Origin of the sequence: Chitinophaga sp. YR627, assembly GCF_900114995.1 — a bacterium.
In the GTDB taxonomy this organism is placed as follows: Bacteria; Bacteroidota; Bacteroidia; order Chitinophagales; family Chitinophagaceae; genus Chitinophaga.
Window position 1 is genome coordinate 800,331 of sequence record NZ_FOUX01000002.1, and the last position, 26,643, is coordinate 826,973.

18 protein-coding genes are annotated in these 26,643 nt (G+C 45.9%); 3 read left to right on the forward strand and 15 right to left on the reverse strand.

The features are described from left to right. Window positions 1-8: 8 nt before the first annotated feature. From BMZ72_RS11900 to BMZ72_RS11940, 9 genes are all read right to left on the reverse strand, one after another. A complete protein-coding gene (locus BMZ72_RS11900; RefSeq protein ID WP_089808513.1) occupies window positions 9-3,134 on the reverse strand; it encodes an efflux RND transporter permease subunit in 3,126 nt (1,041 codons plus the stop codon). Between the two features lie 6 nt (window positions 3,135-3,140). Next, entirely contained in the window at window positions 3,141-4,289 is a 1,149-nt protein-coding gene (locus BMZ72_RS11905; RefSeq protein ID WP_218155232.1) for an efflux RND transporter periplasmic adaptor subunit, read from the reverse strand. A 207-nt stretch (window positions 4,290-4,496) separates the two neighbouring features. Next, window positions 4,497-5,630, reverse strand: a complete 1,134-nt coding sequence (locus BMZ72_RS11910; RefSeq protein WP_089808515.1) for a redoxin domain-containing protein — start codon at window positions 5,628-5,630, stop codon at window positions 4,497-4,499. A 13-nt stretch (window positions 5,631-5,643) separates the two neighbouring features. Continuing rightward, window positions 5,644-6,816, reverse strand: coding sequence for a TlpA family protein disulfide reductase (locus BMZ72_RS11915; RefSeq protein ID WP_089808517.1), 1,173 nt, complete (start codon window positions 6,814-6,816; stop codon window positions 5,644-5,646). 10 nt (window positions 6,817-6,826) lie between these two features. Continuing rightward, window positions 6,827-8,257, reverse strand: a complete 1,431-nt coding sequence (locus BMZ72_RS11920; protein WP_089808519.1) for a RagB/SusD family nutrient uptake outer membrane protein — start codon at window positions 8,255-8,257, stop codon at window positions 6,827-6,829. A 36-nt stretch (window positions 8,258-8,293) separates the two neighbouring features. Further along, window positions 8,294-11,758 carry a SusC/RagA family TonB-linked outer membrane protein gene (locus tag BMZ72_RS11925; RefSeq protein WP_089809803.1) on the reverse strand — a complete coding sequence of 1,155 codons (3,465 nt, stop codon included), beginning with the start codon at window positions 11,756-11,758 and terminating at the stop codon, window positions 8,294-8,296. Window positions 11,759-12,017: 259 nt separating this feature from the next. After that, window positions 12,018-13,187: a FecR family protein gene (locus BMZ72_RS11930; RefSeq protein ID WP_089808521.1), complete on the reverse strand. Its 1,170-nt coding sequence runs from the start codon at window positions 13,185-13,187 to the stop codon at window positions 12,018-12,020. Between the two features lie 65 nt (window positions 13,188-13,252). Further along, entirely contained in the window at window positions 13,253-13,861 is a 609-nt protein-coding gene (locus tag BMZ72_RS11935) for an RNA polymerase sigma factor (RefSeq protein ID WP_177222769.1), read from the reverse strand. A 179-nt stretch (window positions 13,862-14,040) separates the two neighbouring features. Then, window positions 14,041-15,144, reverse strand: coding sequence for a TlpA disulfide reductase family protein (locus BMZ72_RS11940; protein ID WP_089808525.1), 1,104 nt, complete (start codon window positions 15,142-15,144; stop codon window positions 14,041-14,043). Window positions 15,145-15,232: 88 nt separating this feature from the next. Here BMZ72_RS11940 and BMZ72_RS11945 point away from each other — a divergent pair, with 88 nt between their 5' ends. Continuing rightward, window positions 15,233-16,573: an MORN repeat-containing protein gene (locus tag BMZ72_RS11945; RefSeq protein WP_089808527.1), complete on the forward strand. Its 1,341-nt coding sequence runs from the start codon at window positions 15,233-15,235 to the stop codon at window positions 16,571-16,573. Window positions 16,574-16,644: 71 nt separating this feature from the next. Here the strand turns inward: BMZ72_RS11945 and BMZ72_RS11950 are convergent, their stop codons facing one another. The 4 genes from BMZ72_RS11950 to BMZ72_RS11965 all read right to left on the reverse strand — a co-directional run bounded on the left by BMZ72_RS11950 (window position 16,645) and on the right by BMZ72_RS11965 (window position 20,565). Continuing rightward, window positions 16,645-17,400: a hypothetical protein gene (locus BMZ72_RS11950; RefSeq protein ID WP_089808530.1), complete on the reverse strand. Its 756-nt coding sequence runs from the start codon at window positions 17,398-17,400 to the stop codon at window positions 16,645-16,647. Window positions 17,401-17,598: 198 nt separating this feature from the next. Then, window positions 17,599-18,231 carry a response regulator gene (locus BMZ72_RS11955; protein ID WP_089808532.1) on the reverse strand — a complete coding sequence of 211 codons (633 nt, stop codon included), beginning with the start codon at window positions 18,229-18,231 and terminating at the stop codon, window positions 17,599-17,601. A 5-nt stretch (window positions 18,232-18,236) separates the two neighbouring features. Continuing rightward, window positions 18,237-20,087, reverse strand: coding sequence for a tetratricopeptide repeat-containing sensor histidine kinase (locus BMZ72_RS11960; protein ID WP_089808534.1), 1,851 nt, complete (start codon window positions 20,085-20,087; stop codon window positions 18,237-18,239). 19 nt (window positions 20,088-20,106) lie between these two features. Next, on the reverse strand, window positions 20,107-20,565 hold the full coding sequence (locus BMZ72_RS11965; protein WP_089808536.1) for a hypothetical protein: 459 nt from the start codon (window positions 20,563-20,565) through the stop codon (window positions 20,107-20,109). A gap of 176 nt (window positions 20,566-20,741) precedes the next feature. Here BMZ72_RS11965 and BMZ72_RS11970 point away from each other — a divergent pair, with 176 nt between their 5' ends. Both BMZ72_RS11970 and BMZ72_RS11975 read left to right on the forward strand, forming a co-directional pair. Next, the gene (locus BMZ72_RS11970; protein ID WP_089808538.1) at window positions 20,742-21,122 is read left to right on the forward strand and encodes a PH domain-containing protein; all 381 of its coding nucleotides are present in this window, start codon (window positions 20,742-20,744) and stop codon (window positions 21,120-21,122) included. Window positions 21,123-21,664: 542 nt separating this feature from the next. After that, window positions 21,665-21,910 carry a hypothetical protein gene (locus tag BMZ72_RS11975; protein WP_089808540.1) on the forward strand — a complete coding sequence of 82 codons (246 nt, stop codon included), beginning with the start codon at window positions 21,665-21,667 and terminating at the stop codon, window positions 21,908-21,910. A 41-nt stretch (window positions 21,911-21,951) separates the two neighbouring features. On the opposite strand, the gene BMZ72_RS11980 is transcribed toward BMZ72_RS11975, so the two are convergent. Then, window positions 21,952-23,307, reverse strand: coding sequence for a RagB/SusD family nutrient uptake outer membrane protein (locus BMZ72_RS11980; RefSeq protein WP_255373205.1), 1,356 nt, complete (start codon window positions 23,305-23,307; stop codon window positions 21,952-21,954). 39 nt (window positions 23,308-23,346) lie between these two features. Beyond that, a complete protein-coding gene (locus BMZ72_RS11985; RefSeq protein ID WP_089808545.1) occupies window positions 23,347-26,643 on the reverse strand; it encodes a SusC/RagA family TonB-linked outer membrane protein in 3,297 nt (1,098 codons plus the stop codon).

Sequence of the window (26,643 nt, forward strand, 5' to 3'; positions counted from 1 at the left end):
TAAATACGTTAATGCATCGCCGGCTGCTGTATCACCGGCTTTTTGATCTTTTCCTGGATGGTCTGGAAGATGATAAACAGTGTCGGCGTGATAAACAATCCGAACAATGTACCAACCAGCATTCCTCCCACAGCGCCTGTACCAATCGAGTTATTACCATGTGCACCGGCGCCTGTCGCCAGCATCAGCGGGATCAATCCAAGTATAAAGGCAAAAGAGGTCATCAGTATGGGTCTCAGACGCGCCTTCGCACCTGCTATCGCTGCCTCTGGAATCTCCATACCCTGCTTTCTTCTTTCCAGCGCATACTCCACGATCAAGATCGCGTTCTTCGCTAACAGGCCAATCAGCATGATCAGTGTGATCTGTAAATAAATGTTATTGCTGATGTTGAACATCCATGCAAACAGGAATGCGCCCGCAATACCCACAGGCACTGTGAATAAAATAGCCAGTGGCAGTATATAACTTTCATACTGCGCACTCAGCAGGAGATATACAAAAACAAGACAAAGCAGGAAGATGAAAACAGATTGCGACTGACCCGACAATTCCTCTCTGATGATACCGGAATATTCATATCCATAACCGGCAGGCAAAGCCTGTGCGGCTACTTCTTTAATCGCCTGAATAGCCTGTCCGGAACTATAACCATTGTTCGGCGCCCCGTTAACACTGATAGAGGTGAATAAATTGAAACGGGTGATCGTCTGCGGACCATAATCCTGTGTCAACGTCACAAACTCTGTGACAGGCACCATTTGACCGTTGGGTGTACGGACAAAGACCGCATTCAGACTCTCCGGCGTCATCCTGAATTGCGGGTCCGCCTGTACCATCACCCGGTATTGTTGCCCGAACTCATTGAAGTTAGACGCATAGATCCCTCCGAAATACCCCTGCATGACACCGGTAATGTCTGTTACATCCAATCCGGCCTCTTTTACCTTAGCAACATTCACATTCATCAGGTATTGCGGAAAGTTCGGATTGAAAGCAGTCGTGGCAAACTGGATCTCCGGACGTTGGTTTAAGGCACTCAGAAAGTCCTTGCTGATCTTATAAAACTTAGCGATATCCCCACCCGTCTTATCCTGCAACTGAAAAGAGAATCCATTGGAAGTACCAAAGCCCTGTATCGTAGGAGGCGCAAAGAACTTGATCTCTGCTTCCGTAATATTCGCGGTTCTGGCAAATAACTCCTTCGTAATAGCCTGCGCGTCTCTTTTCCGTTTGGCCCATGGCTTCAGACGCGCCACCACCGTTGCATAGTTATTACCATTACCTGATAAAGGTCCGCGTCCCGTTACAGCCAGGATATTATTCACCTCTGGTATCGTACGCACAATGGCTTCTACTTTCCGGGTAACTGCATCCGTTCTTTCCAGCGAAGCATCTGGCGGCAGACTGATATTACAACTGATAGAACCCAGGTCCTCATTAGGCACAAACCCTTTCGGCGTACTGTATGCCAGTACCGCCAGCAAGGCAACAAAGGATAATAGTAAGGTGATCGGTATCCATTTCCTCCTGCTAAAGAAGCCGATCGCACGACCATACTTTTCACTCATCTTCTCAAAAGAAGTATTAAACGCGATATAGAACCCGGATAACAGACTGCGTTTAACAGTCCCCTCCTGGTGTGGTCGCAGGAAGATGGCACACAACGCCGGACTTAAAGTCAGCGCATTGATCGCAGATAAAACAATAGCGATCGCCAGTGTCAACCCGAATTGTTTATAAAACACGCCGGAAGAACCACCGATAAAACTCACCGGTATAAATACGGCCGACATCACCAGCGTAATGGAAATGATCGCACCTGATATTTCACCCAATGCATCCACACTCGCCTGCTTAGCAGAATGATAATTACTATCCAGCTTTGCATGTACCGCCTCTACCACCACAATGGCATCATCCACTACAATACCGATGGCCAGGATCAGCGCAAATAAGGTCAGCAGGTTGATGGTGAACCCCAGTATATTCAGAAAGAAAAAAGTACCAATGATCGCTACCGGCACAGATATGGCCGGAATAAGCGTAGAACGGAAGTCCTGCAGGAATACAAATACCACCAGGAATACCAGTATAAACGCTTCAAATAAGGTATGCAACACCTTATCAATAGACGCCGTCAGAAAGTCATCCACATTCTGCATCACCACATAGTGGATACCATTCGGAAAGGATCTGGAAGCTGTTTCCATCGCCTGCAAAGTCTCATTGATCACGGCCCGGGCATTCGATCCTGCTACCTGGGCCACGTCGATAGAAACAGAGTTTAATCCATTCGTCCGGGTATTATTGAAATAACTGAGCGCACCCAGTTCCACCCGTGCAATATCCTTCAGCCGTAACAGGCGGCTACGCGAATTAGACCTGATGATAATATCGCCAAACTGCTGCGGCGACACCAGCGTTCCCGGATACCGTATCACATATTGAAATGCCTGACCGGAACGCTCTCCAAACTGTCCGGGAGCTGCCTGTATATTCTGTTCTGCCAGTGCCGCTGTCACATCTGCCGGTACCAGACCATAAGAAGCCATTACCTGAGAATTCAACCATATGCGCATGGCATAGGTCATCTGTCCGGGAGAAGAAGCATCTCCTACACCCTGAATACGTTTTATAACAGGTAAAATATTGATCTCAGAATAACTTTGCAGAAAACTCTGATCATAGGCAGGATTGTCAGTATACAAAGAAAATATCAGTACAGTGCTGGTCTGCTTTTTCTGCACCGTTACACCCGCCCTGGTTACTTCCTGTGGTAACAATGGCGTTGCTCTTGACACCGCATTCTGCACATTCACCGCCGCCATATTAGGATCGCTACCGATCTTAAAACTGACGGTAATATTCGCGGATCCATCATTCCCGGCAGTAGAGGTGATATAATCCATATTCTCTACCCCGTTGATCTGCTGTTCAAGCGGCACAATCACACTTTTCAGTACGACGTCCGCATTCGCCCCACTATAAGAGGCCTGTACCTGAATGGTAGGCGGTGCTATGTCCGGATACTGTGATACTGGCAATGACACCATCCCAAGTATCCCCAGCGTCACAATAATAATTGACACCACTGTTGATAATACCGGCCGTTCTATGAATTTCCCCAACATATCCCTTTAGTTTCCTTTGTTCAGCGTTGAATCCACATATACCTGCGGCTTTATCGTCAGTCCCTCGCGCAGATTACTGATACCATCTGCGACTACCCTGTCACCGCGTTTCACACCGCCGGTCACCACGTAATAATTCCGGTAGATATTACCGGTATTGACCTCGACAGAATTCACCTTGTTGTCTTTATCTACCACATAAGCGAATAACTTACCCTGTATCTGGTAAGTCGCTTTTTGGGGTATCAGCAATGCGGTATCTATCTGCTGCGACATGCGTACGACTGCGCTGCTGCCACTTCGGACCAATCCATCAGGATTGGAAAAGGTAGCCCGCATATTCACTGCGCCTGTCTCTGCGTTGATCAATCCACTTGCGGTTTCCACTTTCCCATCCAGCGGGAATACCGTCCCATTGGCCAATACAAGTTTCACAGGCGGCAAAGCCGCCAGCTTCTGTTGCATCGTCTCTCCTTTTGATGCAAGAAAGAAGTCAAGTCCCTGTTTCTCATTAATGGAGAAGTAGGCATAAATACTGGTGATATTGGATACGGTTGTCAACGGATCTGTAGTCGTTCCGGAGATCAGGCTTCCTATTTTATAAGGCAGGATGCCGATCACACCATCTACAGGGCTGGAAATAGTCGTATAACTCAGATTGATCCGCGCATTGTTCAGAGCAGCCTTTGCCTGTGCCAATGCAGCTCTTTTTGCTTCCAGTGTATATTGGGCAGATTCCAGTTCGAAGTGACTGATTATATCCTGCTTCACCAGCGGCTCAACTTTATTCACCTGCATCTGTGCGGCGTTTACATCTGCCACAGCGATCTTGATATTCGCCTCTGCTGTACGCACGTTCTCCTCATATTGAGGCGCACTGATGCGAAACAGCAATTGCCCTTTGTGCACCGTAGCGCCCTCATCCACATAAATACCATCTACATATCCGTCGATCTTAGGTCTTATTTCAACGTTTTGTATACCCTGAATCGTTGCAGGATAATCGGTGTAAACCGTTGCATTTGCCGGCTCCAGTGAGATGACAGGATAACCTTGTACCACTGATTTTTCTGTAGTTGTATTCTTTCCTTTACATGCGGCGAGGAAGATAAAAGCTGTAAGCAAAAGCAATCTGCTGTTTAAAATATCCATCATGTCCACTGTTTAATAATCTATTGAACACGAAGCTAGACGGGAATTCTGAATAGATTTTGAGGAAACTTTTGAGGGTCATGATTTTAACAATACAAGCCATAATATTAACAAAGGGTTCACAGTCCTCTACCTATAAAATAAAGCTGGCCTGACATCTCTGCCAGGCCAGCTTGCTGATATCGCGGATCATATCCGGTTATCTGTCATTTACATAGCGAAAGTCTCTTTTAATTTCTTATCCAGCTCCTCTCCCCTCAGATTCTTTGCAATGATCTTCCCTTCGGGATCCAGCAGGAAATTCTGCGGAATCGCACGTATACCATACTCTTCAGCTGTCGGACTCTTCCAGTATTGCAGATCGGATACCTGTAACCAGGTGAGTCCATCGTCTTTGATCGCTTTTATCCAGGCACTCTTTGATGGTCCTTTGTCCAGCGAAACACCCAGTACTTCAAATCCATGAGACTTGTACTTGTTATACGCTTCCACAACTGCCGGGTTTTCTGCCCTGCATGGTCCACACCAGGAAGCCCAGAAATCGATCAGTACATATTTACCTTTCAGAGAAGAAAGTTTGATCACATTCCCCGCTGTATCCGGCAAAGCTATTTCCGGAGCCATTTTACCAATAGCAGTACGGGAGATCTTTACAAGATACTGACTGTATTTCTTCCCCGGCACGGACGTTTTAATCGCTTTTGACAGTCCTTCAAACAGTGGCTGCACCATTTCATATTGCGGTACGGCGCCACCATAATCCTGTATGGTATGCAGACTTACAATTGAATTCGGATGACGCTGAATGAAATCCAGCTGTATCGCCTTTTTAGCTTTATCGTTGGCTTCATCTGCTGCATCCATTTCTTTCCTGAAGGTATCTGATTGACGCTCCTCTGCTGTAGCGCTACTATATCTTGTATAGAGCGTCATACGCTCCTTTTCCACAGGATCCAGTGCCTTACGCAACTCAACATAGGCATCGTTGATGGCAGAACCCTTAACACCCGATCTGGCAATGGAATCGGCCGGTAGCATTGTACGCTCACCCGGTTCAAGATAGATATTCAGTTTATCCTGGCCTTTCATTTCACGCATTGTTTTACCATCATGACTGATAATAACAGTAGCCGTAACAGGGTATTCCAGTTTACCGCTGAACACGAAGTTACCAGCGGTAATATCCGTAGAATCCAGGGTAGTTTTGCTATTGTAACTGTACAGGAGGTAAGCTCTTGCCGGTTTTTCCAATGCGCCTACTTTCCCTGACAGTTTGAAGGGCTTCTCCTGTGCAAGCAGCATACCAGGCACACAAAGGAGTGCTGTTGTGAATATTCTTTTCATCCTGAAATTTTGATCAGTTATTAAATATCTTTTCTAACTCTTTTCCGATCTGGTCACCATCTCCCATATCTCGTGCAAGAATCTTTCCGTCTGGACCAATGATCAGTTTTGTCGGCAAAGCAGTAACGCCATATTTGATAGTGATATCGCGGGGATTAGGTTGGCGCTGCATCACCTTCTGTTGATCTACACCCGCCAGTACATGCCGCCAGATACCGATACCATCCTGTTCTATTGCTTTTTTCCAGGCAGCTTCCCGTCCATCATCAGAAGCAATACCAATGATCTCCAGTCCCTTTCCTTTATACTTGTTATACCATTCTATCAGGTGCGGATGACTATGACGACAAGGCACACACCAGGAAGCCCAGAAATCCAGTATCACATATCTGCCTTTGAAATCTGATAATGACAGTTGTTTACCATCAATATCACGCACGCTGAAATCAATCGCCTGTTGTCCGGGAGCCCCTGCTTCCATTCCCCGGAGTGTTTCTCCGATCGCCTTTCCTAACAGACCATGCTGCTCGGCAGGAGTAAATAGGTCATACACTTTCCTGATCTCTGCCGTACTGTAAAAAGGCATATAAAAATTCAGATAGTACTGCGTCACATACGAATGCGGATGTTCCAACATAAACGCGTAATACGTTTTATTACGCTGCTCCTGCAACTTGTCTATTTCAGCACGTTGTACTCTTTTAGCCGCCGTATCTGTTGTTTGCTTAAGTGCAGTCCGTAAAGCTGTACTCTGATCATCTATAGGCTTCAGCATACCCTCCAGTGTTTCAGATTCCTGCTGGGTTTTAGAACCGCTTAATACAAGCGTTTGCAGCGCTGTAGCATCACCTGTGATTTTCATGGCAGCCGGTTCTATGAAAAACACCCTGTAGTCTTTACCTGACTGTACATGTTTATCTGTTGTCTGCTGCCCCTTAAAGACAAACGAGACAGACGCAGTACCCGGTCTGTTGATATTCCCCCTGATCGTAAACCGATGGTCTTTAACGGCCTTTACAACTACTACCTGTTTGTGTGCCGCATCAGTATATGCCCATCTCACACTGTCGGGATTACCGGCAGTCAATGTCCCTTCCAATACAAACTGTTTAGTTTTTTTCTGCGCAAAAGCTCCGCCTGCGGCACTGCATAATGCAGCCGCCAATAAGACATACTGTATTTTCATGATGATCTTTTTATTGCGTGTATCCCGGATTTTGTGCGCCGATCAGTGGATTGTTGACAAACTCTGAGCGCGGAATCGGGTAAATGTATTGTTCTTTATTTTTGATAGTTGGTCGCAAAGTAGTGACGGTCGTCAGCGGGAAACGCAGTAAGGCGAAGTAATACTGATCATCTTCTCCCACAAAGCTTTTCACATATTCATAGTAGCTCTGCAACAGCAGATCTTCCGGTGTGTTTGCCTGTTCAACAGCCAGATAACTAGCTGTATTAGTCGTTGCGGTAATACCTGCGCCTGCCTGTACAGCATGTATCAGCCCTTTTGCGGTAGCCAGACTACCGCCGGAACGGATCGTCGCTTCAGCTGTCATCAGGTATACCTCAGACAAACGGATCGCATATGCCACCTCTGACAACTGCGTTGTAGTCAGTGTGGATTGCACATACTTTATAAAGTAGAAAGTACCTGCTTTATCTCCGTTGGCATTTCCGATGTACCATTGCTGACGCGGATCATTTGCCAGCATATCCTTCAGTACGGTAGTCGCTACATAAAAAGAATTACGACGCACATATACACCGCTGGTATTATAGTAATAAGCACCCTGGTTAGCCTGTGGCGTAACACCCAGTATCACTTCTTTACTGCTCAATCCCTTTGAATAAAAGATATCACGGGTACCTGGTTCCAACACATAACCACTGTTGCTGATCACATCATTACCAATCGCCGCACACTGCGCATAATCATCCTGCTGGCCCCTGGCTAACAGCACACGCATTTTCAGTGCCATCGCCGCCCACTTCGTAACATATACATTACTACCAGTTGTAGCCGCATTTTCCACCGCATAATCCAGGTCAGATAAGATAAACTGATAACTGCTCCTTACATCAGAGCGTGCCCTCGCATAAGTAGTTGAAGTAAGGAACTTGTCATGTAACAATGCCCCAAAGCTGCTGTTGATATCAAACCACTGTCCCATCAGCGACAACACCTTAAACGTGGCAAACGCACGCATAAACTTCGCTTCAGCCAGGATCTGCTCCTTTCTGCCATTAGAAAACAAAGTGCCGCTGAGCGCAGAAACCTGGTCAATGATACCATTGGCAGCGTTCACGAGTGAATAATACCTGCCCCAGTCATTATTGAAACTGGTCCTTCCTAATACATTACTCGCTTCATTCAATGTATTACGCCCGTCATCCAGCACACCTGCCAGTATCCCCGGATTGACCTCGTTGCTTGTCCAGTTGGTATTGGTTTGTGAAGCATTGGCAAAACGATAGTACACGCCGTTAAGCGCTATATTGGCCGTCTGCTGATTGACAATCGTATTTCCCTGTACCAGCGCGTCTTTCGGCAGCTCGTCCAGCTGCTTCTGACAGCTATAGTGACTGACTGCCATCAATACGGCCGATAATATGATAATAGCTTTTTTCATCTTTAATGTCCTTTAAGATCATAATAAATCACACGCTTAGAATCCGAATCTGAAACCCAGTACAAACTGACGGATAGTAGGATAATTGTTGGAATCCGTATAACCATCCACAATACTATATGGATCGTTACTCACCTCCGGATCCTGACCCGGATAATTAGTGATCGTGAACAGATTGGTAGCAGAAGCATAAATCGAAGCCGACTGCATCTTCGTCCGCTTCAGCAGCGTTTGCGAAAACTGGTAATTGAGTGTTATAGATTTCAGCTTGATAAAGGACGAACTGTAAATATCATTGCTACCGGTGAAATTGGAATTCTGTCCGTAAATAAGCCGTGGACGGTCTGATTCTTTGTTTTCAGGCGTCCAGCGATCCAGGATGCGCACACCTTTATTCGTAAGATCATTCACTGATTTATTGGCAATATCCGCTGCATAGAGGATATGTCCACCATAGGAATAGGTCATTAAAGCTGACAGGGTGAAATTACGCCAGTTAAAGGTGTTCGTCCATCCACCATAGAATTTAGGAGCTGCGCTTCCAATGAGTGCATATGAATCAGGGAATCCTGACAGCGGACCGCTGGTCGCCAGCGCATACATCGGATCGCCTATATTCAGATAAGGTGAAAAGAAGGCATAGTACGGAAATGCCGCCTGATAGGCTTCCAGCTGCGCTTTATTCTGAATGATACCATTGAATGGCGTACCTACAAACTGTCCTACAGGATAGCCTGTTCTCAATACAGTATTGGACATGATATAGCTTTGTCCACCGGAAGAAGTAACCCCATCGCCATGATTCGGATCGGTATAATCCATATTCAGCCCCGTAACAAGACTACGGTTGAAGGACATATTCAGACTACTTCTCCAGCCTGCATGTTTACCTGTAAGCACATTACCGGAAACCTCAATTTCAAGCCCCCTGTTACGGATATCAGCCAGGTTGGCAATCACTGATGAATAAGAAGAACTGGAAGGTAACGGCTGATTAAATAACAAACCGGAAGACTTCTTCTCATACACACCCACATTCACGACCAGACGGGACCTGAACATGGAGATATCGATACCCGCGTCCTTCTGTAAGGTTTGCTCCCATTTCACTTTGTTGTTACCCAGTTGAGAAGGGATCACCGCGTTTGTACCGTTGTAGGACACAGGCGTATACAGCGTACGGTAGAGATAGTTCCCTATATTCTGTGTACCGGTATAACCTGCACTGGCACGCAGTTTCATATCATCGATCCAGGTCAGCTTTTTCATAAATTTCTCCTGCGAGATACGCCAGCCGATACCACCGGAAGGGAAATACCCCACCCTGTTATCAGAAGAGAACTTAGAAGAAGCATCCGAACGGCCGGTAAAAGTGATCAGGTATTTATCCCTGAAAGCGTAATTAGCACGCAGATAGAAGCTTAGTAAAGCGTTCTGAAATGCGGCAGACGTACTCGGTAATGTAACGGCAGCAGATGACAGGTTATTTAGGATAAAATCGTCCGGATAGGTTTGTCCGGAAGCCTGGAATGAATTAGACCTGTCTTCCTGCCAGGAAGTACCCGCTACTACATCCAGCCGATGATCCGGCCCGAACTGTTTATTGTAGCTCAGGGTATTTTCATACAGGTAGCTGGTCGTTTCCGTTTGCCCCTGTGACCCGACACCTCCCATAGAGCTACCTGCTCCGCTGGCAGTTTGTACCTGAACAGAAGAAGGCGTGTAGTTACGCTGGTGATACTGGTTGTAATTGATGGAAGCCTGGCTACGGAATTTCAGTCCGTTGACGATATTATATTCAAGCGCAAGCGATCCGAGGAACAACCCATTCTTACCCTGGTTGATCCCATTTAATAATGCCAGCGGATTCTGAAACCCATTGAAATTATCCGAGTTCACCGCACTACCCGCCAGGTTGGACAATGTACCATCAGGATTGTAAGGTACCCGTGTAGGCGGCGCATACAAGGCCTGGGCATATGCACCATTGGTGATGTTGTTCGTAGAGAATGCGTAATTGATATTTGTTGTAAACTTCAACCGGGCATTGATCTGGTTATCGAGGTTCAGTTTACCGGACAGGCGTTTGAAATCAGTACCCTTTACCACGCCTTTCTGTTCTGAATAAGAAAGGGAAGTATAATAACGGGTACCCCTTCCACCACCACGTACAGAAACGTCTGTGTTCTGGGTAAGACCGTTCCTTAATACAAGCGATAACCAGTCTGTATTATCCGTACCCAGATAGGCCGGATCATTGAGGATCTTATTTGCTGTAGCCGAAGGTTGTTGCCCCATAGCTACCCTGTCAGCATTATAGTTGGTGGCAGCTTCTTTCAGGATCATCCGGTATTGATCTGCATTCAGCACATCCGCTTTTACCGGACGGGAAACACCTGTATAATTGTTCAGTTCAAAATAGGGTTTCGTGTCCTGCGTACCCTGTTTGGTCGTGATGATCACGACGCCATTGGCGGCCTTGGAACCATAGATGGCAGTTGCAGATGCATCTTTCAGGATATCGATGGATTCAATATCATTGATGTTCAATCCTGCCAGACTATTCAGTCCGCGGGCATAAGCGCCGGAAATGGCATTGGAAGGATCACTGAAATTGGTAGAACGCGCTACAGGATCCACTACTTCTCCAGGCGTTTTAATATAGCGGCTGGTCGGTGTGATCTGTACACCATCGATGATATACAAAGGATCATTCCCACCAAGGATGGATGTACCACCACGTACGCGGATGTTGGCCACACCACCGGGAGAACCGTCTGACTGTATCACCTGCACGCCGGCAGCTTTACCTGCCAGACCGATATCAATAGTGGCAAAAGGGACATTCCGTATTTCATTGACGTTTACCGTAGCGACAGACCCGATGAGGTCTTTCTTCCTGGTGCTGCCATATCCTACGACTACGACCTGGTTCAGCGCTGCGTTGGTAACCTTCAGTTGAAAATCGATAGTAGGCTGATTACCTACCATTGCTTCGCGGGTCACATATCCCACAAAACTGATAACCAGTACATCCCCGATATCGGCAGGTATCGCGTATCCGCCTTTGCTGTCGGTCACGGTACCTTTACCACTGTTGCGGTTACGGATCGTTACACCTATCAGCAACTTCATGTCTTCGTCAAACACGGTTCCTTTTACAATCCGTGCCTGTTGCGGCTGAGCCGAATTGTTGCTGCTTTTTTCTGCGGATAGCAGCACGACGTTTTTACCCATGATCTTGTAAGTGACCGGTAATCCACGTAAACAGCTATCGAGTGCTTTTTCGATCTGCGCATCTTTAAGACTGATCGTCACCTTATAATTAGCAAAGGTGGCGGCATCATAAAAAAAGTGAAAGCCAGACTGTTTACTGATCCGTTCCAGCACTTTTTCGACGGGTGTATCCTTTTCATTCAGACTGATTGCCTGACTGAAGCTGCGTGCACTTACATGCATTAGTGTGACAAGCATCAGAAAGGTGACAATTTTCAAAACCATCAGGATTCTTTTTGACAGCAGCGGGCATGGCGCTGCCATAGTAAAAGAATGGAAATTCATTACTTTTGTACTGTTTGGATTAATAAATGATAATTGCTAATCAGATTCCCGGAAGGGAGGGTTAATCCAAAGATCAATCGGCGTAGAAGTGTTCGTACCACTTCTGCGCTTTTTCTTTGGATATAACCCCGTCCGGATGGTTGGTTTTGTTATCTCTTCATGTTTGGCTGATTTAATAAGTTTTAGAAATTTTGGTTGATCAATCCGGCACCACTGTTATCATCTTACGTGGTCCATTATCTGTTATTTTAAAATTTACCTGCAGAAGCCTGAGCATGTCCAGTACTTCGGTGATAGCTGCTCCTCGGGTGATCTCACCGGAAAAGCGCCGATCTGGTGCAGGTCCGGCATAGGTCACATCCACATCATACCACCTGCTTAGCTGTTTCATCACCTCTTCCAGTTTTGTACCATTAAATTTGAAGAGTCCGTTTTTCCAGGCAACGACCATATCGGTATCTACGTTCCTGTTGACAGAAATGTCTGCTGCATTGACGATGGATTGTTCTCCGGGCGTCAGTTCTACCTGCCGGCGACCGTTATCGATCCTGATCTTTCCTTCCAGTAAGGTGGTGATAATATGTCCATTGTCCCCGTAATTATTGATATTGAACTGTGTGCCCAATACCGCGATGGTTTGTCCTGCTGTATGTACGGTAAACGGCCGTCCGGGGTCGCTGGCTACCTGGAAATAAGCCTCTCCGCTCACTTCCACCTGTCGTGTATCCCCGTTAAATGCTGTTGGATAACGGATGGAACTGGCCGCATTGAGCCATACACTTGTCCCGTCTGCCAATACCAGCTGGAATTGTCCGCCACGTGGCGTAGTAAGCGTATTATAAGTGACAGCTGTTCCGGCGCCTGCGGCATATAGCAGACTGCCGCCCTGTTGTTGTACAGCTGTTTCCCCCTCCCGGATCAGTTGGTGGCCTGTGCTGTCGAGGTTAACTTTTTCGCCGTTGGCAAGTGTAAGAACGGCTTTATTGGATCCAGGCATGATAACCGGATTGGACTGTTGTGCCAGTCTGGTATCGATCGCTGTCTGCCTGTGTTGCCAGCGGTAAATACCCAGTAATGAAAAACATAGTATAAGGACTGCCGCCGCCCACCACCAGGTACGCAGGGGATGGATAGTAGCTGTTTTCTTTTCTTCTCCTTTATCCACAGAGACGATACGTGCGACGCGTTCCTCCAGGGTGCTTTCGTCCAGCGGCTCCGTTATGGCAGCCTCCTGTTCCATCAGGGCCGCAATCGTATCCACGGTGGCATCACCTGGCACATCAAGCCAGTGCTGCAGTTCCTGACGTTCAGCAGCCGTTAATGCCCCCCGGCGATGTTGCGCTAATAAATAAGCGATACGTTCTTCCATACGCCCCCTTTACTATATAAGAAGCAGGAAACCGGAAATGGTACCATCCGGATTCCAATTTTTTTTCAATAATCTTTGAGGAACAAAAAGAGAGGGATCATAAAAGTATATCCTGAAGCCGCCAGGTGTTCCCTGATCTCCTTCAGACTGATAGTTAGTACATTCTTTACGGTACGTGGGGTAATTGACAGTGTATCGGCGATCTCCTGTATCCGGATACCCTCATCCCGGCTCATGCGATAAATACGACGGCGTTGCTCCGGCAAACGTGCTACCGCTTCTCCGATCACCCTTCTGATATCCGCCAGGTGCGCCTGATCATCCGGCGTAAGCGGCGCCAGATCCCCCTCCTTATCCATATTGATATTCAGCGTAGCCAGTTTTTCTTCATACACCAGCTGCTTCCTGAGCATAGTGAGATATTCCCGGGAAGCGACCTTGAAGATCCAGGCACTGAGATTTTCGATCTCCGGCAACTTGTCCCTGTTCAACCAGATCCTGATAAACGTTTCCTGTAAGATATCTTCTGTCTGTAATGCCGATCCGGTATATTTCCAGATGAAAGGACGGAGTTGTGGATAATAGCGGGCATAAAGCTGCCGAAATGAAGCCTCATCGCCTTCTGCGATCAGTTGCAGCACCCCCTGTTCTATATTTGATGGTTTATCCGGCAATATTATCCCTGACGTTTTACACTCCCAAGATACAGCAACTGTTGAAAGTTTCAAGGCTCCCTGAAAACATTGCACCGTACAGCTTATCCAGCCTAACTTATGTCTGGCCTGTCTGCAGGCATTAAAAAAGCGCAGGTATCAACCCCGCGCTTCTAATTATCCTGATAATGCCGGACGTATTATTGCTTCAGCACCTCCGCCAGCTTATTCCTAAGCGCCTCTCCATGCAGGTCCACAGCTACGACCTTCCCTTCAGGGTCCAGCAATAAGTTAAACGGCACGGCATTCGCCCGAAAATAACGATATATCTCCGCATCAAAGTGTCTGGGATCAATCGCGTTGACCCAGGGAAGTTGTTCTTTCTCTACGGCCTTTAACCAGTCCGCCCAGTCTCTGTCAATAGATACTCCTAACAGCGCAAACCGGTTTCCTTTATACTGCTCATACAACTCTTTCAGTAATGGTATTTCTTCTCTACAGGGGGCACACCAGGATGCCCAGAGATCAACCAGGAGATATTTTCCTTTAAAGCCGGCAGTACTGATTGAATCTCCTGCGGCATTTAACGCCTTAAAATTCTTTATTGCCTGCCCGGCCGTTGTACGTTCATAATATTCCAGTCGTTTTTTAACTGCCTCACCGTAAACAGTCGCTCTGTAACGTTCCGGCAATTGCCTGTAAATAGAGTCCAGCAATGATGGTGGTAAGAAATCCTTTGTCCCTGTACTCACCAGGTAAAACAAGGGCGCCAGACTTTCCGGGTATTCCCTGAACTGATCCCTCGTCATAGAAACCGCAAATTGAAACTGCTCAGCTTCGGAAGCATGGATATAACGGGGAACAAGTGCTCTGAATTTCTTTTCGTGCAGAGAGAGTACTTCATTGATAGGTCCTGCTTTCGTAAAATGGATATTTACCATACACGCAGCCTTATCTGTTCCCAGACTGGTAATGGTAGTCGTATCAATGGTGATCTTTGTCTCCCCCGATTCCAGGTACAGCCAGTTGGATTCTACGGGCAAATCACTATCAACAAATAATCGCGTATTCATGATACGTGGACTTGTCCCTTCGAACTGGAATTTGTTATCTTTTATAAGCACCGTATCTATATGGTCATTCCAATCGAGATAGATCCTTCCTTTATAATTCAGCGATGTACCGCGGATGATAAACTTTTCCTGTGCATAACTGACAGATATAAAAGAACAAAACAGTAATACAATGAGTGTACTGAATAATTTGTACGGGATAAACTGTCTGTGATGAACGTTTATTGGCATACTTTCGGGTTGTTGGGTCTTGTGGTGTTGGCTAAATATACAAAATCCGGTTGCTAAACCCCTTACTATTTACAGCCATACAAAATATATGAAACAGTTACTTTGGATCGTAGGATTATTGGCCGGCCAGGTGGCCTATGCACAGACAGGGCAATTCATCAGAGACAGCCGGCACCAATGCCAGGTCTGGGATGAAGATTATTCGCCAAAAGACAGCGTGATATGGACAGGTACCTGTAAAAACGGATATGCTTCCGGAGCCGGAACATTAACCTGGTATCAGGATAATAAAACAGTAGGCACCTATACAGGTGTCATGGCAGCCGGTAAACCAAACGGCAAAGGTGAATATGTCATCCCCGGCTATGCCACCCTGAAAGGTACTTTTGCTGATGGCGTCCTGCATGGAAAAGGAGCTGCTTATTTTGAGAACGGCGGAAAGACGATCGGTAATTTTGTAAAGGGTAATTTTTTAAACCTGGACCACCAGTACCTGCCCCTCCTGAAAAAGTACGATATCAGCCAGGACAGCACCGATATTTATGTCAATGACAACGGCGCTGGTAAACTGTTCTACTACACGCTTGTTCCCCAGGGGAAAATAACCGCTGTACTCATTCTTTTCCCTTCCACGGGAGAAACGGCAGAAAACGTGATCAGCTGTAACAAAGCCCTCCTGCAACAAGCCTTCAACAATCATATATTGACAGCCGTAGTAAGCGCGAACTATAACAAGGGACTGGAATCCGATAAACCCGCCCTTATATTCTTCGAAGCCGTTTTCAATGATCTGATCACCCGGTTCAAAGCGCCCCCTGATAAATTTATTCTCAGCGGACTATCCCTTGGTGGTGAGAATGCTTTACAGTACACCGAAATGTCCAGGAATACACAGTATAACACTTCGATAAAACCGCTGGCCACTATCGGCATCGATCCGCCTGTTGACATGGTCGATCTGTATAACGAGGCGCAAAAACAGATTCCCCTTTACGAAAAAGAAGGCGCTGCATTATCGGAGAGCAAAAAGGTGGCGTTGGTGGAAGCCCATTTCCTTGTAGATTATTTTCATACACAATATGGCGGCTCACCGGATCAGTTTCCTGAAAAATATATAGCAGGTTCTCAGTTCTCCAGGAACCAGGAAGATGGCGGAAACGCGAAATACCTGATAGACGTACCCGTAAGACTATACTGTGATCCGGATATTGTATGGCAACTGAAAAACAAAGCCAGGGACTACTATAGTATGAATGCGGCTAATCTTTCTGCCATGGCGAACTTCCTCATGCAGCACGGTAGTACCAAAGTGGAGTTTATTCCTGCTGTCGGTAAAGGGTTCCGGGTAGACGGCACCCGACATCCCCATTCCTGGTCAATTGTTGATGCGGATGACTGTATCAGATGGATATTGAAACTGGCTAAATAAACAAGAGCCCTCCCATAAGGGAAGGCTCTTTACTATACTCAGAAGACCATTAGTGTTGTGGGACCGATCAGTTAAGCAACGCCGGCGGCAGCTTTATCGTGTTTGGGTGCAGCATACAATGCCTGCAGTGACTGAACAGATATTGTTGCGCTCTGTGAATTCTGTACGCTGTCAGCGTTGATCCATACGATCTGCTGGCCGTTGCCAAAGAGGCTCCAGGACGCAGACTGATAAGCAACGGGGTTCAATGTAACTTTAGGTTGTGCCTGTGTACCGTAGTAAGCAATTACACCGGTGATACCTGTTGAAGGCGCGTTTACGCAGATAACCGTAGCTGCATTTTCTGTGAACTGCACAGACATGAATGCATTAATGTTGCTGGTGATCTGACCTGCATACCAGTGAGAAGCAGGTACTGCGTAGAAACGGGTAAATTTCTGGAAGCTCTGTTGCTGGCCATTCAGTGAAAGACCCTGGTTGTTGATACCACTGGTATCAGTAGGCATCTTTACACTGCCAATAAATGCCTGGATGTTGGCACCTGGCTGACCATTCAGAATAGAAGCTGCAATAGTAGCAGTCTCATCGCCACTGACAAAGCAGATAGCAGCAAGACCCTGATTAGCGGTTGTGCCTGGAACGGTAACGGTTACCGGAGGTAATGAGTTGTTACCGGTAACAACAACGGTTGTGCTTGCATCATTTCCTGCAGCATTGTAAAAGAAGAGGCCGTACAGCTGACCTTTGTTCAGACCACCGTTACATGTTGCGGTGTCGCCCTGGCCAAAACTGATAAGCTGACCCTGGTTCCAATTAATTGCGGACATGATTATAAATTTTGGTTATTTTCCCTACTCTTTTAAAGGCTTTTCGGATCCGCCCTGTCTTACTTTAATGCGCATTGAAGACATCTCAAAGGTGGAGAAATTAAACACTGTCATCGTCGCAAGAAAGGATGGTTTTCCGCAATACCCCAATTGGGGTATACTACCACACCGATTGTAAGCAGAGGCCGCTGTATGTTATCAGATAATGCCTTTGTCTATAGCCAGCCGGATCAGCTCCGCAGAGGTTTTTACATTCAGTTTATGCATGATATTTCTCCGGTGGGTCTTCACCGTATGCTCACTGATATAAAGAGAACTGGATATCGCCCTGGTATTCATCCCTTCTGCCAGACACCTGATAATTTCCTTCTCTCTTTCGGAAAGCTCCTGCAGGCCGTTTTTCCCGGCACTCTTCCCCCTGAAATAATCAAATACCTGGTCATTGATCCTGGGATGAAAATAATTCTTCCGCTCACTGGCATTGTTAATGGCCTGTACTAACTCCGCTTTCGAGGCATCTTTCAGCACATATCCCTGCGCACCTTTCTCCAGTGCATCTTTGATCTGCCGCATGGACTGATGCATCGTCAGCATAACAACCGGTTGATCGTATCCTTTTTGTTTCAGCAATTCCATACAGGCAATCCCATTCAGAATGGGCATGTCGATATCCAGCAGTATGACATCGATTTCACTACTGCACAGAATATCAGGGATCTCATTTCCATTGGTAGTATGCTTTACTACAGTTATGCCATCTTCGGGTTTAAACAAAGAAGCAACCCCCTCCGCAAACAGATGGTGATCATCTACTATCAGTACTTTTATCATAGATCTCAGTTGAGTGTTATCGGCGTAACAGGCAAATCTATATTTACCGTAGTGCCGCTTGCAGGGTTACTATCAAAGCGGATCTCACCACGCAGATCAACAATCATTTCTTTCAGTGTATTCAATCCCATACCAGAACCGGTTATTTCTTCTTCTACATCAAATCCTATCCCATCATCCTGTACGATGATATTAATAATATTCTCTTCGTCGAAGCAGGTCAGCGAAATAGACAGTTTCGTCGCCCCTGCATGTTTCAGTACATTACTCACCAGTTCCTGCACGATCCGGTATATGATGATCTCATTCCGCGCTTCCATTTTCTGTTCACACATAGCAGCAGAGAATTCTACCTCCAGACTATTCGCCTGACGCAGATGTGCTGTTAATTCAACCAATGCAGGTACAAGCCCAAAATCATCTGCTATACCAACATTCAGAGAATGCGAAAGATTGCGTATATCTGAACAGGCCTGGTCTATCAGTACTGATAAGGTCTGGTAATTAGGAATCGCTTTTTCATCCACCGCATGCATATTGACTTTAATTGTCGCCATCAGACTACCAAAATGATTATGCAACTCTCTCGCAAGGCGTTTCCTTTCACTCTCCTGCCCCTGTACCATCGCCTGTAATGCTTTTGTTTCCTGTGTATTGAGCAGATTCCTGATCCTTTCGTCATGGTATTTCTGCTCATTTACCGCCAACAGCCGTGCATTCAGAAAACGTTGCCGGAAATACAATAACATCAGTACTGCCAATAGCAGAAAGAACACCGCGACGATAATATAGATCCTGTTCAGCAGCTGTCGCTTTTCCAGTAATACGATCTCTTTTTCTTTCAGACTTACTTCAAATTCCGTCCGCAGATTGGCCAGCTGCCGGGTCGTGCCCGAGTTTTCTATACTATCCTTATATACAATATATCTGCTCTGATAATCGAAAGCCCGTGCATAGTCTTTCCTCGTTTTATACAAATTAGACAACAGGAGCGAAGCATCCCGCATCTGCTCTTTTAAGTCCAGCGCCTTTGCTATTTCCAGAGCTTTACCGGTATGCCGGATGGCGTCTTCAGTCTTTCCTTCTTCTGCATATAACTTACCAAGCTGATTATGATAATCCGCCATCCCAAACTGATCGCCCAGCGGACCAAGCATATCAATAGCCCGTAGCAACCCTTGTCTGGCACTATCATTATTGCCCTGCTTCCAGTAGACCAACGCTTTATTCCCTACTGCATAGGCCTGACCGATCTTCAGACCGATCTGCGCAAAAATAGGCTCAGCCTCATTGTACAACAATAAGGCTGAGTCCAGTTCATTTAATGTATAATAACTATAGCCGGTGTTCAGCAGATTAATAGCCAATTGCTCTTTATTACCATGTAGTCTGATAAGGCCAACCGCTTTCTTATTATATAGAATAGCGTTCTTCAGATCATTGTTAGCCATATAGGTATTGGCAATTTCAAGATAACCAGTGGTCAGCCGCTTGTGCGCGCCCTTTTCGATAGCGAGGTTTGCACTGCGGAACAGGTTTTCCAGTGATTTTTTCAGATTGCCCATTAAACGGTAGGCAACCCCCTTGGACTGCAGCGCTTCAATAATATAATTGGGCTCGTGATGCGTCGCAGCCAGTTCCAGCAAAGTATCTGCATACAGCAATACTTCATCGGGAGAAGAAGAATAGGCCGCTATTTTCGCAAACATCGCCATCTGAGATACCGGAGAAAGTGTATCGGTCTCCAGCAGTATTCTTTTAATGCTGTCAGCTTTCCCCTGGTCCTGCGCATATAAGGTCCCGCTGATACCGAATATCAGACAACAAAGCACCTGTATGAACTGTCTTCCATTCAATTGAGCGCCGGTTTAGTACTTATCCATTCCCCTGGTTCGCTCTCAGTACCGGATCGATACACAATGGTATCTTCACAAGCTCATTCGCGATCTGATACTCCAGCATGGCATACAGGTCGAAACTCAGTTCGCCGCCGGCAGAGACGTTGGATATAGGCACTTTAAAACTCACCTGATGGCCATCTAATTTAATATCATCAGGAACGGTTATACCACCATTTGAATTGATCACTTTAAAATCAGTAAAATACAGCTTATGATAGGAGAACAATACCAGCGGAAGGATAGTGAAATATACATCCTGATCGGTCGTCACAGGAATAGCAAAGCTTTCAACAGGATTACCCAGCGCCATCGCTCCCTGGTCATATATCGCGGTGTTCTCGCGTACCTGTGCATTTGAAGGTGGATTGATACCGATATTTGCAATAAGGCGACTACAGTCTACCTGTACAAAAACGTGTCTTGAGTGTGCCATTAGATTGGTATGGTTGTTAGGAATGGTTTTTCAGATGGTCATTCTGAGTAGCTAGGGTATAACGCTATTTCCGCCATATTGTTCAAAATTTATTTCTGCGGATAGAATTTGACTGCTTCCACGTAAATGCCTATCTTGTTTATTATTAATCACCTATACTTCATTAATTTTATCAAATGGGACTTTTTTCAGGCTTACTTGGAAATGCCGGCGCTGTTGATCAGGCGCAACTCGTAAAAGACTATGGCAAACTTTTAACCCCTACAGAAACCATTGAACTCGGCTTCAAACTGATCAGGGACACTTTTATTTTCACCAACAAACGTATGATCCTGGTAGACAAACAAGGGATCACAGGTAGCAAAGTAGAATACCTGAGCGTAACCTACAAAAGCATTTCCAGATTCAGCATCGAAACGGCAGGTACCTTCGACCTGGACGCAGAACTGAAAATCTGGATCTCCAGTGAAGTACAGCCAAGCATACGCAAACAGTTTAACAAGTCTGTAGACGTATACGAAGTACAGAAAGTACTGGCACAGCACGTACTGGGATAATCCTGTATGTAATTTATTTTGTTGAGATGAACTAATCCGTAAACTGAAGTTTTGCAGCAACGTATAGTATTAATTTTATCATCTCTTAGAGATAGTCTGACTATAGTTACCTTCCGTCAATGCTTCCTTTTACACGTAAGCTTAACGTAGGATAAAAATAGTCTGACTATATATAAACGGGGCTATCCACCTGGATTAGCCCCGTTTTTTATGACTGCCAGTTGATAATGAATAATCAACAATAGTGCTATGTTAACATGTGATTAACAAACTTGATAAGATATTTCTGTATTATGCAACAGAATTAAAGACGCATTGCTTCCAAACCAGGACACCGGCCGGATATATAACAGGGGACTGAAACAGCATTAAAAGATCCGGTCAACATCTCTTTATTTTTTAGTGGCGATAACGCCTGCACTATGAAAGCCTGTACTGACAGGACCCGGACCACGCGGCCTGCCGCAACCGGTATGTTCTCTTATTGAATTGCTCAAAATCGCCGAAAGCATATCAACCTCGAATAATCTAAAACAATGACTATGAAAAAAACAAAAATCCTCGTCATGACCTTCGCCGCAGTTCTCGGCATAGGCGCCGCTGTTAGTGCGAATGTAAATCTTGCTGCCGCTGACGTTGTACATGACTGGATGGACTGGAATGGGCAAACTGTTTTATGGGGGCTCACGCAACAGGAAGCCCAGGCCTATTGTTCAGGAACGCCGGCGGTATGTCTGAGAGCAAAAGACAATGTTTTCATTTACACTACAGGCTACCTGATATGGTAGAAAAACAAAAGTAGTAACAGACCATTGAAAATGTCAGCAGCTCAATACCCTGGGGTTTGCACCAGATATTCATTAGCGTCCAGGTCCGCCTGTGGAATAGGCCAGAAACGCCTGCGTGGATCCCAGTTCATTTTGATCTGCTGCATCACAACATCTACTTTTCCTGATCGGACAAGATCAAACCAGCTGTGTCCACATTCAGTAAAAAGTTCCAGCAGGCGTTCGCGTTCGATCAGGTTTTTTATCTCTTCAGCAGGCATATCTGTCTGTACCGGTTCTAAGCCCGCCCTTGTGCGCACAACATTTAAATCGGCTCTTGCTCCCGGCAGATCGCCCAGATTCAACCTGCTTTCTGCCCTGATCAGGAAGATTTCCGCCAGACGTATTACAGTGGTCAACTCAGAAGGCAATGTTTCTGCGGCATGTAGAAACCTTTTCTTAAACTTATACGGACAGTAACAAACGCGGTTATCAATTGTCTCCTCTCTGACCCAGTGGCTCCTTCGCTTATCACCTGGAGTAAAAAGCTTCAGCAGGGAATCAGATAAGGCGATCTTGGGAGACCTGCTGTTATTGGGATAAATTAACATAGCCTCCATAGCATAGTTGCTTTCATGCTGTGGAAGTAGCTGAAAAATCGCTTCTCTGCTACCTGTAAGGAAAACATCATCCAGCGGCTCCAGTTGATACTTTTTGCTGTTGATGATAGCAGTGGCTTCTTCTCCAGCCTTCTGCCATTCTTTCTTCCGGAGATAAAGTCTCGCTAATGACGCCATTGCACAATACTTGTCTGGCCTGACCCTATAGTCAACCATCGTGGCCTGATCATATAGTGTTTGCTTTGCATACAACAGATCTCCAAGACAAAAACTATCGATCATACTGACACGTTCCCGTCCCTGGAATTGCATATATTCATAATCCGATACCGATGTGATATAAGGTACGTCACCAAATATACTGCTCATATTAAGATAGATCAATGCCCTGGCAAACCTGCATTCTGCTATTAGCTGATCGCGTATAGCAGTAGTCAGTCCACGACTTTTACCTAAGCCCTCCAGACAGGCATTGATCCTGCCTATCAAGCTATAGGTCCTTATCCAGAAAATACTTCTGAAGGTATTATTTGATGGATTAATAAGACCACTGACAAATTGCTGATATTCCGAATCATCATCCAGCACCTTAGCGCTACCACTATACAAGTCTCCAAAGATGCTCATACCGCCACAGACCACGTTGGACATCCCTCCCATTTTCCTGAACACACCCATAACAGCCCTGTTGGCATTTGCATAATTATTAAAAGCATCCTCCCCTGTAATAGTATTATCCGGCGGATCAACCTCCGCCAGTTTTGAACACCCACTCATGACGATCGCACAAAATATCACCAAAATCAAATGGTTGCCAAAGGGTGTATATCTCATTTACTAATGCTTAAATAGTTGATCAAAATAAATTTTTGTCCCTACTCTGATAACCATGGGTGTGGGTACAGCATATAAATTGGCCATCTCCGGATCGCCGGAATTATAGGGAGAAATAGTCAACACATTCTCCCCGTTCAGATAAAACTGGAGATTGTCATTATATCTGCCCTTTAAATCCTTTGATCTGATGGTATAACTGATATTGATATTTCTGATCTTAATAAAGCTCGCATCGGTATAAGCCCTGTCAGAAACAGGCAATTTCGCCCTTTCCAGATTTACCAGACTGTTAGAAAGAGCGGAAGCCTTCGAAAAACGGGCATTGTCTCCCGGCTTACGCCAGCGCTGTTCTACGATATCCAGCTGATTCCACTGACTCCCCAGGCTGGCCCCTCCCATCATTGCATTGTAGATATAATCCGGTCCCGTGATCCGCTTGAATTCCGAAGACATATTCAGTGACCAGCTTTTATATTTGACGGTCAGTGTCATTCCACCCTGAAATTTAGGATCGGTATTCCCCAGATAAATCAGGTCATGTTCATCTATCCGTCCATCACCATTAACATCCCGGAAATTATCAATCCCTGTTTCCATATCCACTCCTTCCCAATCGTATCCTTTCAGCATATTCAGCGATTTACCAACACTGAGCTTCGATCCGTAAGTTGATTTACTCAATCGGCTGAATGAACGTAACGAGTTTCTTGCAATAGCCAGATTGAAGCCAGCATCCAACTCAAATTCCCCCAGCATGAGTTTCCTTATCCCAATAAATAGTTCAACACCCCGGTTTGCTATCCCTGCGTCAAAATTTGTAAGCACACCATCATAGCCCGTTTGCGTGGTGAGTTTATAGTCAATCAGCTGTCGGGTATTCAAATTCCGGTAGTAGGTAATATTCCCTGATAGCTTCTCTCTGAATAGGAGAAAATCGAGCATGAACTCCAGCTTTCGGCTTTGTTCCCAGGAAAAAGCAGGATTGTACACTGACTCAGATGAAATACCGCCCGTTCCGGGAAAAAGCTCCCTGATGGGTTTCCAGATCTGAAGGTACTTATAGTCTCCAATCTGATCGCTACCCGTCAAACCATAGCTGACGCGCAGTTTAGCATATTGCAGTATATGCCGGGGAATATGCAGGAACGGTACTTTTGCAATATCCACAGCTGCGGCAACTGCTCCAAAAGTGCCATATCTTGTCTGTGGACCATATCTGCTGCTGCCGTCGTGGCGAACAGTCAGATTAAAAAAGTAGGTATTGTATCGGTTATAATCCAGCTGACCAAACAGGGAAACATATTTATATTCACGGATAACCGGCAAAAAGCCGGATAATAACGCAGGCGAACCAACGCTGCTGTCTCCCCTCATACTGGAATACTGATAGGTTGCTCCTGTCATGAACCTGAACTGCCTGAATGTATACTCCGCCACAGGCTCAACAATAAGCGTGTTGGAGGTGCTACTGGCAAGGAAAGACTGACTGCGTAAAGCAGTACCAGGTATGGTCATCTGCGCGCCGGTTGGTACCACCGAATTCTCATTAACAAAATTGGTATTCATACCCAGGTCGACGCGGACCTTCAATGTTTTTTCCACATTAACAAAACCAGGACTTACGTTCAGGAGGATACTGTTGATATTCATCTTATATGCTTTCATCCTGTCCGCCAAAGGATTTTTAAACCAGTCCATCCAGTCCGCCCATTGCAGCACTTTACTCCCTTCCCTGACAGATGCTGCATTCGGAGGGAACAATACCCCTAACGAGGTGCCATTGTATAACTTATTCATATTCGAAGAGATGTACAACTGGGACTGAACAGTATATCTTTTATCAGGAAAGGACAACTGTCCTGCCGCATGAAATGACAGCCGCTGGAAGTATAACGCATTATTCAGCACAGAAGCTTCACGGGTATATCCTACACCCATATAACCGGAGAGACTGTCATAGCCGCCTGCAACAGACAGATTTACGTTCGTCTGAAATGCCGGATCTCCAAACAGCTGTCGCGGCCAGTCAATCGCTTTCCTGGATGTGTCAAACAGGTCAGGCGCATAATTAGGTAGCCCGGATGTATTACCAGGCGTCATACCATCATTCTCAAATGCTTCCCTCCGCAAAGACCGGTATTGCGGAAGGGATAAAACCCGGTAGCCCGGTCTGGCCATACTAAATCCTGAATTAACGTCTGCGACGATACGCGTCAAACCCGGTGTGGCTGATTTCAGGCGGACCGATATGACCCCATTTCCACCCCTGCTGCCGTAAATACTGGTGGCAATGGCATCTTTTAATACCTGGATAGACTCAATTTCATTGATGTTAATGATAATAAAAGGACCCGCGCCCGCAGGCGTATTATTAGTGATGATGCTGGACAGCTGATTCAGGTTCTCGTCAAGAACAGGTACCCCATTCACCAGGAAAAGCGGATTTCCCCTGTTTAATATGGAATTTCTTCCCCTCAGCTCAAATTTAAAAGAAGAACCAGTCACGCCATTCAGTCGTACGACGTTCAATCCTGGTACTCTTCCCTGTAGTATGGCAGCAAAATTATCTGCATGATGCAGGGCTATTTCCTCCGCTGTGATCCTGTCTGCGTTCTCCAGTGAGGTTCTGGGAGTTTTAGTCGAATAAGCGACAACTACCGGCGTGTCAATGGACATACTCTTCCACTTCAGTATAAAATGGTGCGGCGCTCCATGCCGAAGGGTGTCTTCAACCAATTCACATCCGATAAATGATACTGCCACCAGCGGGGTGGAATCCGCTAACTCCAATAAAAATTGTCCTCTTCCATTCGTAATAGTCCCGCTGTTTGTACCACAATGTACAATAGTAGCCTCCGACAAGGGTTGACCGGTATTGTCAAAAACAGTCCCTGAAAACCGGAACTTCTTTTTTTCCGGGATGCCCCGGTGTTGCGCCACAGATGAATTCAATGACCGGTCAATCGTCAATATCCTTTCCACTCTGATATCCCATCCATCAATCTTCCACGTTAAAGGATACTTCAGTCTGGCCTCATCCAATATAGCAGCCAGGGACCTACGGCCCGGTCCGGGCGCAATCTTAATATCTCTATACGCAAAGATGCCAACGAAATTAAATTTCGTTTCCGATTCCACCTTTTTAACCACCTCAGCCAGGGTAGTGTCTTTTTCTGTCAATGATAACAGACTTGTCTCCATAGATGTTCTACCCTGAGCAGACATTTCTTCCGGGAAAACCATACATAGACATGACAACAAGAGATAAAGGCTCAAAGCAGATATGATCTTTTTCAT

Bases quoted from the DNA above. Each gene is read 5' to 3' on its own strand.
- BMZ72_RS11900 (WP_089808513.1), bottom strand. From the start codon at position 3,134: ATGTTGGGGAAATTCATAGAACGGCCGGTATTATCAACAGTGGTGTCA.
- BMZ72_RS11905 (WP_218155232.1), bottom strand. From the start codon at position 4,289: ATGATGGATATTTTAAACAGCAGATTGCTTTTGCTTACAGCTTTTATC.
- BMZ72_RS11910 (WP_089808515.1), bottom strand. From the start codon at position 5,630: ATGAAAAGAATATTCACAACAGCACTCCTTTGTGTGCCTGGTATGCTG.
- BMZ72_RS11915 (WP_089808517.1), bottom strand. From the start codon at position 6,816: ATGAAAATACAGTATGTCTTATTGGCGGCTGCATTATGCAGTGCCGCA.
- BMZ72_RS11920 (WP_089808519.1), bottom strand. From the start codon at position 8,257: ATGAAAAAAGCTATTATCATATTATCGGCCGTATTGATGGCAGTCAGT.
- BMZ72_RS11925 (WP_089809803.1), bottom strand. From the start codon at position 11,758: ATGGTTTTGAAAATTGTCACCTTTCTGATGCTTGTCACACTAATGCAT.
- BMZ72_RS11930 (WP_089808521.1), bottom strand. From the start codon at position 13,187: ATGGAAGAACGTATCGCTTATTTATTAGCGCAACATCGCCGGGGGGCA.
- BMZ72_RS11940 (WP_089808525.1), bottom strand. From the start codon at position 15,144: ATGCCAATAAACGTTCATCACAGACAGTTTATCCCGTACAAATTATTC.
- BMZ72_RS11945 (WP_089808527.1), top strand. From the start codon at position 15,233: ATGAAACAGTTACTTTGGATCGTAGGATTATTGGCCGGCCAGGTGGCC.
- BMZ72_RS11950 (WP_089808530.1), bottom strand. From the start codon at position 17,400: ATGTCCGCAATTAATTGGAACCAGGGTCAGCTTATCAGTTTTGGCCAG.
- BMZ72_RS11955 (WP_089808532.1), bottom strand. From the start codon at position 18,231: ATGATAAAAGTACTGATAGTAGATGATCACCATCTGTTTGCGGAGGGG.
- BMZ72_RS11965 (WP_089808536.1), bottom strand. From the start codon at position 20,565: ATGGCACACTCAAGACACGTTTTTGTACAGGTAGACTGTAGTCGCCTT.
- BMZ72_RS11970 (WP_089808538.1), top strand. From the start codon at position 20,742: ATGGGACTTTTTTCAGGCTTACTTGGAAATGCCGGCGCTGTTGATCAG.
- BMZ72_RS11975 (WP_089808540.1), top strand. From the start codon at position 21,665: ATGAAAAAAACAAAAATCCTCGTCATGACCTTCGCCGCAGTTCTCGGC.
- BMZ72_RS11985 (WP_089808545.1), bottom strand. From the start codon at position 26,643: ATGAAAAAGATCATATCTGCTTTGAGCCTTTATCTCTTGTTGTCATGT.